The organism is Gemmatimonadota bacterium, from assembly GCA_026706345.1.
Lineage (GTDB): Bacteria > JAAXHH01 > JAAXHH01 > JAAXHH01 > JAAXHH01 > JAAXHH01.
On record JAPOYX010000289.1, the window covers coordinates 21,872 to 39,039 of the forward strand.

Annotated in this window: 14 protein-coding genes; 8 read left to right on the forward strand and 6 right to left on the reverse strand. The window is 62.6% G+C overall.

The annotated features are described in order from the left end of the window. The first annotated feature begins 19 nt into the window (after positions 1-19). From OXG98_20110 to OXG98_20125, 4 genes are all read left to right on the forward strand, one after another. On the forward strand, positions 20-760 hold the full coding sequence (locus OXG98_20110) for a phytanoyl-CoA dioxygenase family protein (protein MCY3774316.1): 741 nt from the start codon (positions 20-22) through the stop codon (positions 758-760). A 20-nt stretch (positions 761-780) separates the two neighbouring features. Continuing rightward, on the forward strand, positions 781-3,393 hold the full coding sequence (locus tag OXG98_20115; protein ID MCY3774317.1) for an MMPL family transporter: 2,613 nt from the start codon (positions 781-783) through the stop codon (positions 3,391-3,393). 194 nt (positions 3,394-3,587) lie between these two features. After that, on the forward strand, positions 3,588-4,199 hold the full coding sequence (locus OXG98_20120; GenBank protein ID MCY3774318.1) for a CDP-alcohol phosphatidyltransferase family protein: 612 nt from the start codon (positions 3,588-3,590) through the stop codon (positions 4,197-4,199). Then, positions 4,196-5,179, forward strand: a complete 984-nt coding sequence (locus OXG98_20125; GenBank protein MCY3774319.1) for an NAD-dependent epimerase/dehydratase family protein — start codon at positions 4,196-4,198, stop codon at positions 5,177-5,179. The genes OXG98_20120 and OXG98_20125 overlap by 4 nt, the downstream gene beginning before the upstream one ends. Here OXG98_20125 and phaC read toward each other — a convergent pair. Both phaC and acs read right to left on the reverse strand, forming a co-directional pair. After that, positions 5,160-6,338: a class III poly(R)-hydroxyalkanoic acid synthase subunit PhaC gene (gene phaC, locus OXG98_20130; protein MCY3774320.1), complete on the reverse strand. Its 1,179-nt coding sequence runs from the start codon at positions 6,336-6,338 to the stop codon at positions 5,160-5,162. The genes OXG98_20125 and phaC overlap by 20 nt on opposite strands. Beyond that, positions 6,339-8,276 carry an acetate--CoA ligase gene (gene acs, locus OXG98_20135; protein ID MCY3774321.1) on the reverse strand — a complete coding sequence of 646 codons (1,938 nt, stop codon included), beginning with the start codon at positions 8,274-8,276 and terminating at the stop codon, positions 6,339-6,341. Between the two features lie 284 nt (positions 8,277-8,560). Here acs and OXG98_20140 point away from each other — a divergent pair, with 284 nt between their 5' ends. Together OXG98_20140 and OXG98_20145 are read left to right on the forward strand one after the other, a co-directional pair. Then, positions 8,561-8,878, forward strand: a complete 318-nt coding sequence (locus OXG98_20140) for a hypothetical protein (protein ID MCY3774322.1) — start codon at positions 8,561-8,563, stop codon at positions 8,876-8,878. A 104-nt stretch (positions 8,879-8,982) separates the two neighbouring features. After that, the gene (locus OXG98_20145; protein ID MCY3774323.1) at positions 8,983-9,333 is read left to right on the forward strand and encodes a hypothetical protein; all 351 of its coding nucleotides are present in this window, start codon (positions 8,983-8,985) and stop codon (positions 9,331-9,333) included. 80 nt (positions 9,334-9,413) lie between these two features. Here the strand turns inward: OXG98_20145 and ispG are convergent, their stop codons facing one another. After that, complete coding sequence (gene ispG / locus OXG98_20150; GenBank protein MCY3774324.1) at positions 9,414-10,640, reverse strand: flavodoxin-dependent (E)-4-hydroxy-3-methylbut-2-enyl-diphosphate synthase; 1,227 nt, start codon at positions 10,638-10,640, stop codon at positions 9,414-9,416. Positions 10,641-10,844: 204 nt separating this feature from the next. On the opposite strand from ispG, the gene fabA reads away from it, so the two are divergent. Beyond that, positions 10,845-11,354, forward strand: coding sequence for a 3-hydroxyacyl-[acyl-carrier-protein] dehydratase FabA (fabA, locus tag OXG98_20155; protein MCY3774325.1), 510 nt, complete (start codon positions 10,845-10,847; stop codon positions 11,352-11,354). Positions 11,355-11,379: 25 nt separating this feature from the next. Beyond that, entirely contained in the window at positions 11,380-12,594 is a 1,215-nt protein-coding gene (gene fabB, locus OXG98_20160) for a beta-ketoacyl-ACP synthase I (protein ID MCY3774326.1), read from the forward strand. A gap of 134 nt (positions 12,595-12,728) precedes the next feature. Here fabB and OXG98_20165 read toward each other — a convergent pair whose 3' ends face one another. From OXG98_20165 to OXG98_20175, 3 genes are all read right to left on the reverse strand, one after another. Then, positions 12,729-14,006 (reverse strand): TolC family protein, encoded by a 1,278-nt coding sequence (locus OXG98_20165; protein ID MCY3774327.1) that lies wholly within the window; start codon positions 14,004-14,006, stop codon positions 12,729-12,731. Beyond that, positions 14,003-15,265, reverse strand: coding sequence for an HlyD family type I secretion periplasmic adaptor subunit (locus OXG98_20170; protein ID MCY3774328.1), 1,263 nt, complete (start codon positions 15,263-15,265; stop codon positions 14,003-14,005). The genes OXG98_20165 and OXG98_20170 overlap by 4 nt, the downstream gene beginning before the upstream one ends. A 401-nt stretch (positions 15,266-15,666) precedes the next feature. Continuing rightward, positions 15,667-17,168 (reverse strand): type I secretion system permease/ATPase (locus OXG98_20175; GenBank protein MCY3774329.1); only part of this gene is annotated, 1,502 nt, incomplete at its 5' end.

Sequence of the window (17,168 nt, forward strand, 5' to 3'; positions counted from 1 at the left end):
ATATCCAAGTCTGAACAAAATGCTCACAGATCAACAGGTGGAAGATTTTCGCCGGGACGGGTTCCTGGTCTGCCGGAGGCTGTTCGACCCTGGCGAGATCCGGGAGTTGACCCGCTGGACCGACGAGGTCATGGCATACCCCGAACAAGCGGGGAAATACATGATGTATTTCGAGCAAAGCTGCCTGACCGGCGAGCGTATCCTGAGCCGGGTGGAAGACATAGAACCCTACCATGACCGGTTCAGCGATGTCTTCAACGGCGCCAAGTTAAGAGGCGTCTGCACTCGCCTGTTCGGTTCGGATGCCGTCCTGTACAAGGACAAGATAAACTTCAAGCTGCCGGGCGGCGCCGGTTTCAAGGCCCACCAGGACGTGCAGGCGGGCTGGGACAGCTACGCCAGCCTGCATATCACGGCCCTGGTCAGCATCGACGCCACCACCATAGAGAACGGCTGCATGGAAATGGCCCCCGGCCAGCACGACCGGGGACTGATCGGCGAGAAATGGACGCCGTTGGAAGAAAACGGCCTGGATTATACCCCCATTCCGACCAAACCCGGCGATACCATCTTCTTCGATTCCTTCGCGCCGCACCGCTCCAGGGAAAACCGGACCGAAGCGCCCAGGAGAGTGCTCTACGTCACTTACAACAGGTTGTCTGAAGGCGACCACAGGCGCCAGTACTACATCGACAAGCGCAAAAGCTACCCGCCGGACTGCGAAAGGGAACCGGGTAGGGAATACGTATTCCGCGTCTGAAACAACTCTCCTCCACGTTACTGCTCAGGTGGGTACGCCTCGTGCGCAGGTACGCGCCTGTGGTCCTGGTCGCGGCCTTCGCCCTCGCCTTTCTTGCCGTGCGCTACACCGCGCACAATATCAGCATGAACACCGACACCGAGCACATGCTGTCGGCAGAACTCGCCTGGCGCAAGCTGGACCAGGAATATGAACGGCTGTTTCCGCAGTACGACAACAACATCCTGATCGTCCTGGAAGCCGCCACGCCGGACCAGGCCCGGGACGCCGCATCGCTGTTGTACGGGCGGCTGCAGGCGGAGCGGGACCTGTTCGAATTCGTGTACTACCCGAACGCCCTGCCGGTATTCCGGGAATCCGGGCTGCTGTATCTCGATGGCGCGGAACTGCAGGACCTGTCCGACAATCTCGCCGAAGTGCAGCCGTTCCTGGCGAGACTGGCCCGGGACCCCACCCTCCGGGGCCTGTTCGACGTGCTGGGTGACGCCCTGGACGCCGCCGATGACGGTGATGAGGTGGACATCGAACCCGTCCTGACCCGCATCAACGCCGCGCTGGAGGCGTTGCGGGACGGCCGCCCGTACCGCCTATCGTGGCAGCAACTCATGTCGGGGGACGGCGATGACGGCGGGAACAGCGGCACAGACGGCGGCCGGGACGGCGCGGATGACGACCGGTACCGCGAGTTCATCCTCACGCAGCCGAAACTGGACTACGCCGGCTTTTTCCCGGCGACCCCGGCCATCGACAGTATCCGCGGGGCCTATGATGAACTCGGTATCGCCGCCTCCCCGGGCGCGGAACTGCGCCTGACCGGGGCCACCATGCTGGCGCACGAGGAAATGCTGAGCGTGATGAAAGGCACGGAAACCGCCATCCTGCTGGCCCTGTGCCTGGTCACCGTGATCATGGTGACCGGCCTCAGTTCCCTCAGGCTGGCGCTGGTCACCGTGATCAGCCTGGTCACCGGCCTGGCATACACCGCCGCCTTCGCCATACTCACGGTGGGCGAACTGAACCTGATCTCCGTGGCGTTCGCGGTGTTGTACATCGGCCTGGGGGTGGATTTCGCGATCCACTATTGCCTGCGTTACCGGGAACACCTCATCGACGGCGCGGACCGCGGCGCCGCCCTGGATCAGACCTCGGTCAACATCGGCGGTTCCCTGTTCCTGTGCGCGGTCAGCACCGCCATCGGGTTCTTCGCCTTCATCCCCACCGACTACACGGGCGTTGCCGAACTGGGCTGGATCTCCGGTTTCGGCATGTTCATCAGTTTCGCGGTCACTATCACGGTCATCCCGGCGCTGTTGTCCCTGCTGCCCTATACACCCGGCGCATCACCTGGCAAGGAATCCGGGGCGGGCGGCGGGCGCCTGGTCGAACGGCACGCGGGGAAGGTCCTCGGCGCCACCGCCTGCCTGGCGCTGGCTTCCGCGGTGGTCCTGGGCGGCCTGCGCTTCGACCACAACCCGCTCAACCTGCACGCCCAGGACGGCGCCGCGCTGACCACGTACCGGGAACTGCTGGCGGACAACGACCTGACGCCCTGGACCGCCATCATGATCGCGGCCGGCGCAGAACAGGCAGAGGGCTACCGGGCCGCGCTCAGCCGCTCCGGCCTGGTGGACAAGGTCGTTACGGTGGCGGACTTCATACCTGCCGGCCAGGACGAGAAACTGTTCATCATCGACGAGATGGGCCTGCTGCTGGGCGACCTGACGCTCGCGCCGCCGGACCCCGCGGCGCAGACAGTGGGGGGGCGCCTGGGCGCGCTGCGCGGGTTCCTGGAAAAATTGCGGGAAACCGGGGCAGACGATTCGGCACATGAGAGGCTTCTCGGCAACCTGGAAGGATTGCTGGAGGATCAGGACGCAACGGCACAGGCGGTGCAACTGGAACGGATGCTGCTGGCGTCGCTTCCCGGCCGCCTGGAGGCATTGAATGCGTCCCTGGACGCCGACTATATTTCCCTGGAAACCCTGCCGGACCAGATCAAACGGCTCTGGGTCAGCGCCGGCGGCGAGCGCCGCGTCGAGATCTATCCGAAACAGGACATGCAGGACAACAAGGCGTTGAGGGAATTCGTGCGCGGGATCCAGTCCGTCTCACCTGAGGTCACCGGCGCGCCGGTCAACAACCTGGAGGCCAGCGACGCGGTAGCCGCGGCTTTCGGGCAGGCGTTCCTGTACGCGTTCATCGCCATCACGCTCATGCTGTTCATACTCCTGACCCGCAAAAGAGACGTGTTCCTGGTGCTGGTTCCGCTGCTCACAGCGGCCCTGGTCACGGGCGGCGTTGCCGTGCTGGCCGGACTGCCGCTGAACTTCGCCAACGTCATCGCCCTGCCCCTGCTGCTGGGCATAGGCGTGGACAGCGGCATCCACATCATCCACCGATTCCGCACGGACCTGCCGGCCGGGAAAAACATCCTGACCACCAGTTCCGCGCGCGCGGTCATCGTCAGTTCACTCACCACCATGGGCGGGGTCGGCAACCTCGCCCTGTCACCGCACGCAGGCACTGCAAGTATGGGCCTGCTGCTCACCCTGGGCATCGGCGTCACCCTGGCCTGCATGCTCCTCGTTCTGCCGGCGCTGCTGACGGTAATCGGCAGACCGCGGAGAGAATAGTGGGGTCAGAGTAAGAAATTCGCCAGAATTTTTACTCTGACCCCAAACATCTAACGTTAATTCAGGACACCCATAATTTGGTGGGGCGTATAAACTTTATGGGTGTCCTGAATTAATGCTGAAATTTGTGGGTGTCCTGAAATTTGTGAACAGGATATAATTCCGGGTTATGGAAGCCTGCGGGAAGCAACCTTATGTACAATGACAAACCACTGGACGCAAGGCTGGCGGCCTGGCTGGTTTATCCGTTGCGCGATACCGCGGTTACCCCCAACCACCTTACCTCTGCGCGGCTGCTCGCCGGCATCGTCGCCTGCGCGCTGCTCGCCACCGGGGAGCCGGGCCCGGCCAATGCCGGCGCACTGTTCCTGGTGCTTTCGAACTTCCTCGACCACACCGACGGAGAACTGGCCAGGATCACCGGCAAGACCAGCAAATTCGGCCATTACTACGACCTTGCCAGTGACGCCGTCGTCGATATCCTGCTGTTCGCAGGCATCGGCTTCGGCCTGATGCACGGCCCGCTGGGAACCGGGGCGCTGTTCATGGGAATACTCGCCGGTGTCTCGGTGGCCGCGATATTCCAGCTCCGCCTCATGATCAGCAACATCACCGGCAAGTTCCAGATCGAGCAACCCAACATCGGACTGTTCGAGATCGAGGACGTCTTCTACCTGATGCCGCTGATCACGTTCTTCGGGTTGCTGCAACCGTTCCTGGTAATTGCCGTCATAGGCGCGCCGGTGTTTGCCCTGTGGACGCTGCGCCAATACCTGAGGTGCAAGAAGGGACACACCGGTTCATGACTACGCTGGTTACCGGAGGCAACGGCTTTGTCGGGTCCGCGCTGGTACGGGCACTGCTGGGACAAGGCCACCAGGTAAGGGCGCTGGTCAGGCCCGGCAGCGACCGGCGCAACCTGGAACAACTGGACATTGACCTGGTCGAAGGCGACCTGACCGACGTTGCCTCGCTGAAACGGGCGGTCGGCGGTTGCAGTCACCTGTTCCACGCCGCTGCGGATTACCGCCTGTGGATACCCGACCCGGAGCGCATGTACAAGACCAACGTGGACGGCACCCGGGACCTGCTGTGCGCGGCCGCCGACGCGGGCGCCGGCAGGATGGTCTATACCAGCAGCGTGGCTACCCTGGGCATCAACCGGGACCGCAGCCCCGCCGGCGAGACCACGCCGGTGAGCCTGGGGGACATGGTCGGCCACTACAAGCGCTCGAAGTTCCTGGCCGAACAGGCGGTGCGTGAACTGGTCGCGGATCAGGGGCTGCCTGTCGTCATCGTCAACCCGTCCACGCCGGTCGGCCCGCGGGACGTCAAGCCCACGCCCACCGGCCGCATCATCCTTGATATGCTGAAGAGAAAAATGCCGGCTTACGTGGATACGGGCCTCAACATCGCCCACGTGGACGACGTGGCGGCCGGCCACTTGCTGGCTTTCGAACGGGGCGAACCGGGTAAACGTTACATCCTGGGCGGGGAAAACCTGTCGTTGAAGAGCATCCTCGGCATGATATGCGACTACGCGGACCTGGCGCCGCCGCGCCTGCGCTTGCCGCACAATGCTGTGTACCCCTTCGCCTGGCTGGCGGAAAACTGGGCGCGGGTCAGTGGAAAAGAACCGTTCGCGACGGTGGACGGCGTAAAGATGGCGAAGAAATTCATGTATTTCTCATCGTCCCTGGCGCAACAGGCGCTGGGCTACGAAGCGCGCCCTGCGCGCCTGGCCATAGAAGACGCGATTGATTGGTTCAGGGAGAACGGGTACTGATCCAGTCGTTGATGGCGGCGGGTAGCGTCTCCCGGGTGCCGGCGCCGACGTAGATGCCGATGTGGCCGCCGGGCAGTTCCAGTTCGGTGTAATCCTCGCTGCTGATGCAACCGGCCAGGGCCTTTGAGGCATCGACCGGGACCAGGTGGTCGTTGGCGGCGAAGATGTTGAGGACCGGGATGTTGATCGCCTCCAGGTCCACCCGGTTGCCGCCGATTTCGACTTCGCCCTTCACCAGTTTATTGCCCTGGTAAAAATCCCGGGCGAACTGGCGGCAGGCCGCGCCGGCCTGGTCCGGGCTGTCGAAGATCCATTTCTCCATGCGCATGAAGGTGGCGAGCCGGTCGCTGTCGTCCAGGATATCCAGCGCGTCCAGGTACTTCTTCCCGGTCAGCTTGTAGGGCCTCAGCATCAGGAACAGCCAGTTCAGGAACTCCCCCGGTATGTTGCCCAGCGTGTCCACGGCCAGGTCCATGTCCACGTGGCGGACCAGGTGGCTGAGCAGGTCGCGGGGAGTATGGAAATCCACGGGTGTGACGCTGGTCACCAGGTTGGCGACCTTGTCCTGGTGCAGGGCGGTGTAGCAAAGGCAGAAGGTGCCGCCCTGGCACACGCCCAGCAGGTTGATGCGGTCCAGGCCGTGGCGCTGCCGGATGGCGTCCACCGAGTTGTCCAGGTAGCGGTTGATGTAATCATCCAGCGTCAGGCCCGTATCGCCCTCGTCGGGACAACCCCAGTCGAGCAGGTACACGTCCAGGCCGGCCTTGAGCAGCCCCTGGATCAGTGACCGGCCGTCCTGCAGGTCCATGATATACGGCCTGTTGACCAAGGCGTACACGATCAGGACGGGGACGGCGTGAGGTTCATCGGCCAGCGGCCGGTAGCGGTATAACCGGACCTTGTCCTCCCGGTGCACCTCGTCCCTGGCCGACGGTCCCACCTCCACGGGGACTGTATCGGACAAGCCGCCAAAGCCTGGGGGCATCGGCAGGATATTTGGGGCATTCTGCTCGCGGCGCATGGCAATGGACGCATTCACCAGGCCGCCAAAGTTGCGGGAATACTCCTCGGTAAAGGCGACCTCCGCGTACGCCTTCTCGCCGGCCTCCAGCCAGAGGTTGAAGTACTCCTTCAGGGCTGTGATGTTTTCAACGGTCATTTACCTCGCGGCCCTGTTCTCAACCAGGTCGTCGACAACGGCGGGGTCCGCCAGGGTGCTGGTATCCCCCAGGTTGTCCAGTTCATTGGCGGCGATCTTGCGCAGGATGCGGCGCATGATCTTCCCGGAACGGGTCTTGGGCAGGCCGGGCGCCCATTGGATCTCGTCCGGGCTGGCGATGGGGCCGATCTCCTTGCGCACGTGCAGCACCAGTTCCCGGCGCAGTTCCGGGGACGGTTCGGACTCCTGCATCAGGGTCACGTAGGCATAGATGCCCTGCCCCTTGATATCATGGGGGAAGCCCACCACGGCGGCCTCGGCCACCGCGTCGTGCAGCACCAGGGCGCTCTCCACCTCGGCAGTGCCCATGCGGTGCCCGGAGACGTTGATCACGTCGTCCACGCGCCCGGTGATCCAGTAATAACCATCCTCGTCGCGGCGCGCCCCGTCGCCGGTGAAATACCTGCCGGGGAACATCTTGAAATAAGTGTCGATGAAGCGCTCATGGTCGCCGTACACGGTGCGCATCTGGCCGGGCCAGGCGCGCTTGATGCACAGGGCGCCAGAGACGGCCCCCTCCAGTTCGTTGCCCTGGTCGTCCACCAGGCACGGCTCCACGCCGAAGCAGGGCCGGGTGGCGGAACCGGGTTTCAGGGCGGTAGCGCCGGGGTACGGGGCGATGAGGATGCCGCCGGTCTCGGTCTGCCACCAGGTGTCCGCGATGGGGCAGCGTCCCTCGCCGACCACGTGGTAATACCATTCCCAGGCTTCCGGGTTGATGGGCTCGCCCACGCTGCCGAGCACGCGCAGGCTGCTGCGGTCGTGCTTCTTCACGAACTCATCGCCCTGCCCCATCAGTGCGCGCAACGCGGTAGGCGCGGTATAGAAGATGTTGACCCGGTGCTTTTCGACCACCTGCCAGAAACGGCCTGCGTCGGGATAAGTGGGCACGCCCTCGAACATCAGGGTGATGGCGCCGTTGCACAGGGGACCGTAAACAATGTAGGAATGCCCCGTCACCCAGCCCACGTCGGCGGTGCACCAGTAAACCTCGCCGTCACGGTAATCAAACACGTACTTGTGGGTCAGGGCGGTGTACAGCAGGTAGCCGCCGGTGGTGTGCAGGACGCCCTTGGGCTTGCCGGTGGAGCCCGAGGTGTAGAGGATGAACAGCGGGTCTTCCGCGTCCATTACCTCCGGCGGGCAGTCGTCCGCGGCCTGCTCCACCTGTTCGTGGTACCAGACGTCCCGGCCCGCGGTCCAGTCCACGTCCGCGCCGGAGCGTCTTACCACGATCACGCTGTGCACGTCCGGGCACTGCTCCAGGGCCTTGTCGGTGTTCGCCTTGAGCGGCGTGGTGCGGCCGCCGCGCACGGTCTCGTCCGCGGTGACGACCACCCGGCAGTCGGAATCCAGGATGCGGTCCTTGAGCGCCTCCGGCGAGAAGCCGCCGAATACCACCGAGTGCACCGCGCCGATGCGGGCGCAGGCCAGCATGGCCACGGCCGCCTCGGGAATCATGGGCATGTAGATGGACACGCGGTCGCCCTTGCCGGCGCCCCTGGCCTTCAGGACGTTGGCGAACCGGCATACTTCCCGGTGCAGTTCCCGGTAGGTGATCTTTTTGTCGATAGCGGGATCATCACCCTCCCAGATGATGGCGACGTCGTCACCGCGGGTCTCCAGGTGCCGGTCCAGGCAGTTGTACGAGACGTTCAGTTGCGCGCCTGCGAACCACTTGATGTCCACCCTGTCATAATCCCAGTCCTGGACCTTGTCCCATTTTTTATACCAGCTTACGAATTTTTCCGCCTGTTCAGCCCAGAACGCTTCGGGTTCGTTGATCGAGTGCGCGTACATCTCTTTGTACTGTTCCGCGCCGATATGTGCGGTGGTCGCAAGCGCCGCAGGCGCCGGGTAAACCTTTACTTCTGACATACTGTTCCTCTCCGGTCTTGTTATTGTCGATAAGGGTGTAGTGTACATGATTCGCTGTCACTTTTTCGCACCTTATTTGTTAAAAAACAACCATTTCCGGCAGTTTACGGCGCGGTAAAAAAAAGAACGAAAAAAAGTTCGCCTTGCCGCTTTATTTTTGTTCCTTTACGCTTTTTATATGCTATAGTTTCCAAGTGGCTTGCCGTTGAATCCATGTCAAGGACAAGCGTGGGCCACTCGGCGGCGGGCCCTTCACGTAATAATAACCGTAGGAGGGAATAAGTATGACTAGAATCGTCGTTGGATTAATCTTACTGGCAGCGATTGTCGAGGGTCTGGCTCCCGGCGCTGTTCCATCAGATCTGCTTCCACTGGCTATCGCAATTCTCGGCCTGGTCTATGGCTGGACTGCGGTTGATGCTGAAGATCCCGTCGCTTACCTGGCAGTCGCTATTGCTGTAGGAGCAGCAGCGGGCGCTCTGGGCGCTATTCCCGCGATAGGTGCTTACATCGATGCTATCGTCGCTCAGGTCAGCAACGCACTTTATGCCGGTGTAATCAGTGTCCTGGTAGCGAGGACAATGAACCGGTTAAAAGGCTGATATTCAGTCTGATCTACGCATTTGCCTCACCCGTCATGGGGGGCGGGTGAGGCGTTTGTGTTAATGAAGCGCTGTACCGATAATAACAGTAGGAGTGAAATGATATGACTAGAATCGTCGTTGGATTAATCTTGCTGGCAGCTATCATCGAGGGTCTGGCTCCCGGGGCCGTACCGATGGACCTGCTTCCTCTGGCTCTCGTCGTTCTTGGCCTGGTCTATGGCTGGACCGCGGTCGATGCTGACGATCCGAGCGCTTACCTGATAGTCACCCTCGCTGTTGCCGCTGCTGCAACGATGCCGGGCGGTGGAGCAGGAGACGGAAACGGCGTGTTGGGGCTTATTCCCGCGGTAGGCGGACACCTCGACGCGATACTCGACCAGGGAGCCTCGGCGCTGTTAGCCGGTGTCGTCAGTGTTTTCGTTGCGAGGACTATAAGCCTGTTGCAAGGCTGACATCCGGCCGGATATTTGATGTATTTACCTCACCCGTCCCGGGGGGCGGGTGAGGTGTATTACGTTATGTCGCCCCGTGCTCACCCAAAGCGGTTTTCGATGTAATCATCCACTATGGCCTGGAACTCGGCGGCGATATTATCGCCGCGCAGGGTGACGGTCTTTTTGCCGTCAACAAAGACAGGAGCCGAAGGGGCCTCGCCGGTGCCCGGCAGGCTGATGCCGATGTCCGCATGCTTGCTCTCTCCCGGCCCGTTCACCACGCAACCCATCACCGCCAGGTTCAGTTCCTCCACGCCCGGGTATTTCTCGCGCCAGATCGGCATTTTGGTCCTGATGTAAGCCTGGATATTGTCCGCCAGTTCCTGGAACACGGTGCTGGTAGTGCGGCCGCAACCGGGACAGGCGGTGACCAGGGGGGTGAATGAACGCAGGCCCATGGTCTGAAGCAGTTCCTGGGCCACGATCACCTCGGTAGCGCGGTCGCCGCCCGGTTCGGGCGTCAGGGAAATCCGGATCGTATCGCCAATGCCTTCCTGCAACAGGACACCCAGGGCCGCGGTGGAAGCAACAATCCCCTTGGAGCCCATCCCGGCCTCCGTCAGGCCCAGGTGCAGGGCATAGTCACAGCGCCCGGCCAGGTCCCGGTATACCGAGATCAGCTTCTGCACACCGCTCACCTTGCAGGACAGGATGATCCTGTCCCGGGGCAGACCGATCTCTTCGGCTTTCTGCGCGCTGTTCAGGGCGGAGACGATGAGGGCTTCCTGCATGACGCTGTCGGCGTCCCGGGGTTCCGCCAGCTTCGCGTTCTCGTCCATCATGTGGGTGGCGAGTTCCTGGTCCAGGCTGCCCCAGTTCACGCCGATGCGTATCGGCTTGCCATACTCGATGGCCTTCTCGATGAGGGTGGCGAACTGGCTGTCGCGCTTCCTGCCGAAACCCACGTTGCCCGGATTGACGCGGTACTTGGCGAGCGCCTCGGCGCAATCGGGGTATTTCGTCAGCAACAGGTGGCCGTTATAGTGGAAATCCCCGATCAGGGGCACGTCGCAGCCCAGCGCATCCAGCCGTTCACGGATACGGGCAACCTGGCGCGCCGCATCCTCGTTATTCACCGTGATGCGCACCAGCTCCGACCCGGCGGCAGCCAGTTGCTGCACCTGCTTCACCGTCGCCACCACATCGGCAGTGTCGGTATTCGTCATGGACTGCACGACCACGGGCGCACCGCCGCCCACCGTAACCGGCCCGATACCAACCGGCACACTACGCCGCCTGCCAGAAATCTCCAACTGATTAGTCATACCAGGATTCTAGCATTAAATGAGGACACCCATGGGGTCAGAGTAAGAATTTCGTCAGAAATTTTACTCTGACCCCTGCATTTCGGGATAGATGGGGTCAGAGTAAAAATTCTCCGAATTTCTTACTCTGACCCCTGGATTATCATGGGTGTCCCCATTTTGTGGATATGCAATCCGGGGCAAACATGCGATACTGTGTGACTTATGTTCAAAGGAAAAAGTTCTTATTCCAAAGAGGAATTGATGGCCTGCGGTCGGGGTGAGTTGTTCGGGGAAGGCAATGCCCAGTTGCCGCTGCACAATATGTTGATGGTTGACCGGATAACGGAGATCAGCGATTGCGGGGGCAGGAAGGGTAAAGGATATGTGCTCGCCGAGCTGGATATTCATCCGCAATTATGGTTTTTCGATTGCCACTTTCAGGGCGACCCGGTCATGCCGGGCTGCCTGGGCCTCGATGCGATGTGGCAACTGGTCGGGTTTTACCTGGGCTGGACCGGCGCGCCGGGCCGCGGCCGGGCGCTGGGCGCGGGCAAAATCAAATTCTCCGGACAGGTCACCCCCGATTGCAAGCTGGTAAAATACGAGATTGATGTAAAAAAAGTCGTCTCCCGGAGCCTGGTAATGGGAGTCGCCGACGGCTGCATGTACGTCGATGACAGGGAGACCTATTCGGCGAAAGACCTGCGGGTGGGGTTATTCCAGGAATTGTGACAGTTTGAAGAAACTTTAGAATATGTTGAAACGTGTAGTCATTACCGGTCTCGGTATCAAATCCAGTATAGGAAACAGTCAGGCGGAAGTCCTCAACGCATTGAAAACGGCAGCGGGCGGCGTGGCCTATTCACAGGAATATGCCGACCTGGGCTTCCGGTCCCACCTGTACGCCCCCATCAATCTTGACCTGGAAGCGCTGATCGGCCGGAAACAGAAACGGTTTATGGGCGATGCCGCCGCTTATGCCCACCTGGCGATGCAGGAGGCGATCTCGGACGCAGACCTGGGCGAAGAATATACTTCCAATCCCCGCACCGGCCTGATCGTAGGCACCGGCGGCACCTCCACCGAGAACATGGTTGCCGCGGCGGACATATTGCGCAGCCGGGGCGCCCGCAAAGTCGGGCCGACCATGGTGCCCCGGGTCATGGCGAACACGGCCAGCGCCTGCCTGGCGGTGGCCTACAGGATTCAGGGAGTCAATTATTCAATTGCCTCCGCCTGCGCCACCAGCGCCCATTGCATAGGCAACGGTTATGAGCTGATCCAGTCCGGCAAGCAGGACATCATCTTTGCCGGCGGCGGCGATGAGATCCACTGGACCGGCACCCTGCTGTTCGACGCCATGGGTGCGCTGTCGTCAAAGTATAACGATGACCCGGCGAACGCGTCCCGGCCTTTCGACGCGGACCGGGACGGGTTCGTCATCTCCGGCGGCGGCGGTATCATCGTGCTGGAGGAGTATGAACACGCGCTGAAGCGGAACGCGAAGATCTACGCGGAGATCACCGGCTACGGCGCTACCTCGGACGGATTCGACATGGTCAAGCCCTCGGGCGAAGGCGCGGTGCGCTGCATGGAAATGGCGCTGGCAAACGTCACGGGCCCGGTTGACTACATCAACGCCCATGCAACCAGCACGCCGGCAGGCGACACGGGCGAACTGGGCGCCATCCGGTCGGTGTTCGGGGACGGCATCCCGCCGGTCAGTTCGACCAAGGCACTGTCAGGCCACGGCCTCGGCGCGGCGGGCGTTAACGAGGCCATCTTCAGCCTGCTGATGCTCAAGCACGATTTTGTGTGCAAGTCCGCTAATATCCGCAACCTGGACCCGGATGCGGAAGGCGTGCCCATTGCGCTGGAGCGGATCGATAATGCCGGGTTGAACACGGTGATGTCCAACAGCTTCGGGTTCGGTGGAACGAACGCGACCCTCGTTTTTTCAAAGGTTGGGTAAGATAGATGGGGTCAGAGTAAAAATTCTTCGAATTTCTTACTCTGACCCCTGAGCTTGGCGGGATAGACGGAACTCTCGGGGTCGGAGTAAGAATTTCGCCAGAAATTTTACTCTGACCCCTTTAATTCAAGAACTCAGGGATTAAGTTGCGCCAGGATGCGCAGCAGTTCTATGCGGGTCTCTTCCAGGCGCAGGCGGCTGTTCAGCAGTTCGTATTCCACGTCCAGGGCGTCCTGGCGGGCTTCGATGTGCTGTACGAAGGTGGCCCGGCCCACGTCGAGCTTGTCGCCGGTCAATTCCACCACCTCTTTCATGTCGGCGACCGCGGCATCGAACTCCTGCAGGGATTGAATCAAGCCCTGCAGCAGGTCCCAGTTGGAGCGCACGTCGATATCGACCATCTCCCGTTCCGCGGCCAGTTCACGGCGCGCGGTCTCCACCGCCAGCCTGGCCCCGCGCATCTGGGAGCGCTTGAGTCCGCCTTCATACACCGGCACCGACAGGTTGACGCCGCCAACGATGTCGCGGGTATCGATCTGCCCGAAGTGGCCGGCGCTGGCGTTGACCTCCAGGCTCAGGGTCGGCCAGAGTTCGGCCTTGCGGTAATCCAGCTCACCCTCCGCGGCCTCCAGGCGCATGCGCGCCCGCAGCAGGGAGGGCGACCAGTCCTCCGCCCGGTTCAGCGCGTATTCGAGATTGGCCGGGGTCGCCAGTTCCATGCCGGCCAGGGAGGTGGGCGCCAAGTCGTCATGATCAGAGCCCGTCAGCCGCGCCAACTGGGCGCGGGCCACCCGGTAACGGGAATGCGCCTCGATGCGTTGGGCCCTGGCCTGGTGCAGACGGCGCAGCACTTCAAACAGCTCGGTGCGGTCCAGGGTGCCCAGTTCGATGCGGCTGCGCGCGGTACCCTCCAGGTCCCCCAGCAAGTTCTCGAAGTCGCGGCGGCTCTCGTAGATGCGTTCCCGGAACAACTGCTCCGAAAAGGCGCGGGCTACTTCAGCCAGGACTTCCTGGCGCGTTTGTTCAAAGGCGTATTCCGCCTCGGCGATCTCGGCCTCGGCGCGCCGCTGGCGGCCTGCCAGGCGGCCGAAGGTGTACAGGTTCTGGGCGAAATTCAGCCTGCCCCGGTATGACTCGCCCTCGTAAACCTGTGTAAAGCGCGCCTCGCTGCGATTATGGCTGTACCCGCCGATGCCGGACACAGTGAGCGAGGGGCGCCGCATGCTGTTGGCTTCCGTCAGGCGCTCGCGCGCCTCGGCCACGCGGTTCTGCGCAGCGTGTATGCGGGCATCCCGCGCCTGGGTGTCAAGGAATGCCCCGGAGAGGGTGTACCCGTCTGCGCTGTCGGCGGCCGTGGCGGGAGGGGCGATGAAGAGGGGCAGGATGAGTAAATAAAGTGCGCTTCTAATCATTCTTCAACCATGGCCTTGTCCAGCATGTCGGTCAGGGGCTGGGTCAGGTACGACAAGGCGGTGCGGTCGCCGCCGGTGAACATGATGTCGACCGGCATGCCCGGGCCGATGGTGACGTCGCCCATCTTCGCCATCTCTTCCTCGGGCACCACGATGCGGGCGATGTAGTAGGCCGTGCCGGCCTCCTGGTCGCTGAACGCGTCCGCGGAGACGCGCTCGACCTTGCCTTCCACCTGCGGCGTGGTGCGCCAACTGAAGGCGGAGAAGCGCAACCGGGCGGTCTGGCCGGGATACACGTTATCGACGTCGAGGGGGCGCACCTGCCCCTCCACCATGAGCCGGTCCTCGCTGGGGACGATGTTCATGATGGGGTTGCCCGGCGGGATCACCCCGCCCAGGGTGTGCACCGACAGGCCGATGACCTTGCCGTCCTGGGGCGCGACGATGGTGGTGCGGTCCAGCACGTCCGACACCGCGTTGATGCGCTCGCGGGTCTCGAACCATTGCTGCTGCGCCGCGGCGATCTGGTCGGACGCCTCCGTCACCCAGCCGTTCTCGATCTGGAGGATCTCCTGGCGGGTCTCGCCGATCTTCACCCGGGTCGCGGCGATGTCCGCGACAATGCTGCCGAGCCTGCCGACGTTCTGTTCGTATTCACGCTGCCGGCCGATGAGCACACCCTCGTCCACCAGTTGCTGTTCCTTCAGGGCAACCAGGCTTTCCAGGTCCTGCTCGATCAGGCCCTGCTCGCGCAGCAGCGCCCCCCGGCTCGCGTCCTGGCCGCGCACCTGTTCCTCAAGCTGGCTGATACGGTGGCGCAGGATCTCGATCTGGCCGTGGTACTGGCGGCGCCGCACCTCGAACAGGTTCTGCTGCTCGGTGAGGATTTTCTCGATCACCGGGTCATCGCGCAGCGCCAGCAGTTCGCCGGAGAAAGTGATCTCCTCCTGTAACAGGCGTTCGGCATTGAGCCGGTCGATCTCCGCCAGCCGGCCGTAATAGCGGCTTTCCAGGAGTTCGAGCTGGGCGCGGTTCTGGGTCTCGCTCAATTCGATGAGGACGTCGCCGGCCTTGACCTCGCTGCCCTCGCGCACGTACAGTTTCTCCACGATGCCGCCTTCCAGGTGCTGGATGGTCTTGTGTTCCGTGTCCACCACCACCGTGCCCATGGCGACCACGCCCTCGGTCAGCGGCGCCAGCGTGGACCAGGCGAGGAACCCGCCCAGGGCAATGACGATGACGATGATGCCCCGGCGCATTACCACGTCGCGGGACATCAGGGCCTGCAATTCCTTCTTCTCGTCCGCGGCGTCCTGGGACAGGCGGACTTCGTCTTCCTTCGGCCCGCGCAGCAGGGCGGCGGCGTAGCCGTACAGGCGCTGCAGCCTCCTTCGGCCCGCGCAGCAGGGAAGCGGCGTAGCCGTACAGGCGCTGCAGCCAGTCGGTTACCGTACCGAGCGCCAGGTTAACAGGTGATTGTTTTGCTTCTGTTGCCATTGTTTGTTTCTTGGATATGTGGGGCCAGAGTAAAAATTCTTCGAATTTCTTACTCTGACCCCTGTGCTTCACGGATAGACAGGACTCGCGGGGTCGGAGTAAGAATTTCGTTAGAAATTTTACTCTGACCCCAGGTATATCCAGGCAAATCCAGGTATTTCAACTATTGTGCCTGCGCTGTCTTCTCGGCGGCGGCCGGGGCCGGGCGCATGAAGCGCTTCAGGACTTCTTCGCGGGGGCCGCTCTCCAGCAGGACGCCTTCCTTCAGGACCAGTACGTTTTTGACCATCTGCAGCAGGCGGAAGTTGTGGGTCACAATCAGGGTTGTGACGCCGCGCTTGGACAAGGCAAGCAAGGTATTCCTGAGCGCCATCTCGCCGTCCGTGTCCAGGTTCGCGTCCGGTTCATCCAGTATTATCAGCGCCGGGTCGCCGTACAAGGCCCGGGCCAGGGCCACGCGCTGGCGCTGCCCGGCGGACAGGTTGGCGCCGCCGGCCGCGATGGGCGTATTGTAGTTCTCCGGCAGGCGCATGACCATGTCGTGGCAATTCGACTGCTGCGCGGCGGCGAGCACCGCGTCGTTGTCCGGTTCGGACAGGCGGGCGATGTTCTCGGCAACCGTGCCTTCGAACAGTTCCACCTCCTGGGGCAGGTAGCCCACGTGGCGGAAACGGCTCTCGGTGGGCCAATCGCCGATGGCGGCCCCGTCCAGGCGCACCACCCCGCCCTGCGGGCTCCACACACCCACCATGAGGCGGGCCAGGGTGCTCTTGCCGCTGCCGCTGGGGCCGATGAGCCCGGTGGAAGAACCCGGTTCCAGGGTAAATTGCACGCGCTTCAATGTCAGCTTGGTCGTTCCGGGGGGCGCAGCAGACACGCCCTCCACTTCCAGTTTGCCGGTGGGCCGGGGCAGGCTCGTGGCGCCTCCGTGCCGTTCCGGCGGCGCGTTCGTGAGCAGGTTATTGAGGCGGCGCCAGGACTGGCGGGCGGACATGAACCCGCGCCAGGCCGATATGCCCTGCTCGATGGGGGCCAGGGCGCGGCCCAGGATAATGGAGGCGGCGATCATCATGCCCGGCGTGATCTGCTGCTTGAGCACCAGCCAGGCGCCCATGCCGAGGATGCCCACCTGCACGATCTGGCGGCCGGACTTGGACGCAGCCAGCAGCATGCTGATGCGGGAGCCGCCGCGGGCCTGGAACGCGACGCCGCGGTCGTGCTTGTCGCGCCAGCGCCTGCGGAAACCCTCGAACATGCCCATGGCCTCCAGTACGTCCGCATGGCGCAGGCTGCTCTCGACGAAACGGTGGGATTCGGCGGTGTGCTCGGAGGCATTGCGCAAGGGTCCGCGCGAAGTCCATTCCGTCAACAGGGCAATGAACAGGATCAGCAACGCGGCGAAGGTCGCAAAGAAACCCAGCCAGGGGTGGATGATGAAAATCGCGGCGATGAATACCGGCGCCCAGGGGGCGTCGAAAAAGGCAATCGCGGGCGGGCTGGAGATGAACTGGCGCACCGTATCCAGGTCGCGCACGGGCTGGTTGGCGCTCTGCCGGAAGCGCTGCAGGCTGCCGCGGAACACGCCGGACAGCACGTCGTCCAGCACTTCATAGTTCAGGAACAGGGCGATGCGCGCCATCAGGCGCTGGCGCACCCAGTCCAGCA

What these genes read in the sequence shown, in the direction of transcription:
- OXG98_20110 (MCY3774316.1), top strand. Translation starts at nt 20, where the DNA reads ATGCTCACAGATCAACAGGTGGAAGATTTTCGCCGGGACGGGTTCCTG.
- OXG98_20120 (MCY3774318.1), top strand. Translation starts at nt 3,588, where the DNA reads ATGTACAATGACAAACCACTGGACGCAAGGCTGGCGGCCTGGCTGGTT.
- OXG98_20125 (MCY3774319.1), top strand. Translation starts at nt 4,196, where the DNA reads ATGACTACGCTGGTTACCGGAGGCAACGGCTTTGTCGGGTCCGCGCTG.
- phaC (MCY3774320.1), bottom strand. Translation starts at nt 6,338, where the DNA reads ATGACCGTTGAAAACATCACAGCCCTGAAGGAGTACTTCAACCTCTGG.
- acs (MCY3774321.1), bottom strand. Translation starts at nt 8,276, where the DNA reads ATGTCAGAAGTAAAGGTTTACCCGGCGCCTGCGGCGCTTGCGACCACC.
- OXG98_20140 (MCY3774322.1), top strand. Translation starts at nt 8,561, where the DNA reads ATGACTAGAATCGTCGTTGGATTAATCTTACTGGCAGCGATTGTCGAG.
- OXG98_20145 (MCY3774323.1), top strand. Translation starts at nt 8,983, where the DNA reads ATGACTAGAATCGTCGTTGGATTAATCTTGCTGGCAGCTATCATCGAG.
- ispG (MCY3774324.1), bottom strand. Translation starts at nt 10,640, where the DNA reads ATGACTAATCAGTTGGAGATTTCTGGCAGGCGGCGTAGTGTGCCGGTT.
- fabA (MCY3774325.1), top strand. Translation starts at nt 10,845, where the DNA reads ATGTTCAAAGGAAAAAGTTCTTATTCCAAAGAGGAATTGATGGCCTGC.
- OXG98_20165 (MCY3774327.1), bottom strand. Translation starts at nt 14,006, where the DNA reads ATGATTAGAAGCGCACTTTATTTACTCATCCTGCCCCTCTTCATCGCC.
- OXG98_20170 (MCY3774328.1), bottom strand. Translation starts at nt 15,265, where the DNA reads ATGCGCCGGGGCATCATCGTCATCGTCATTGCCCTGGGCGGGTTCCTC.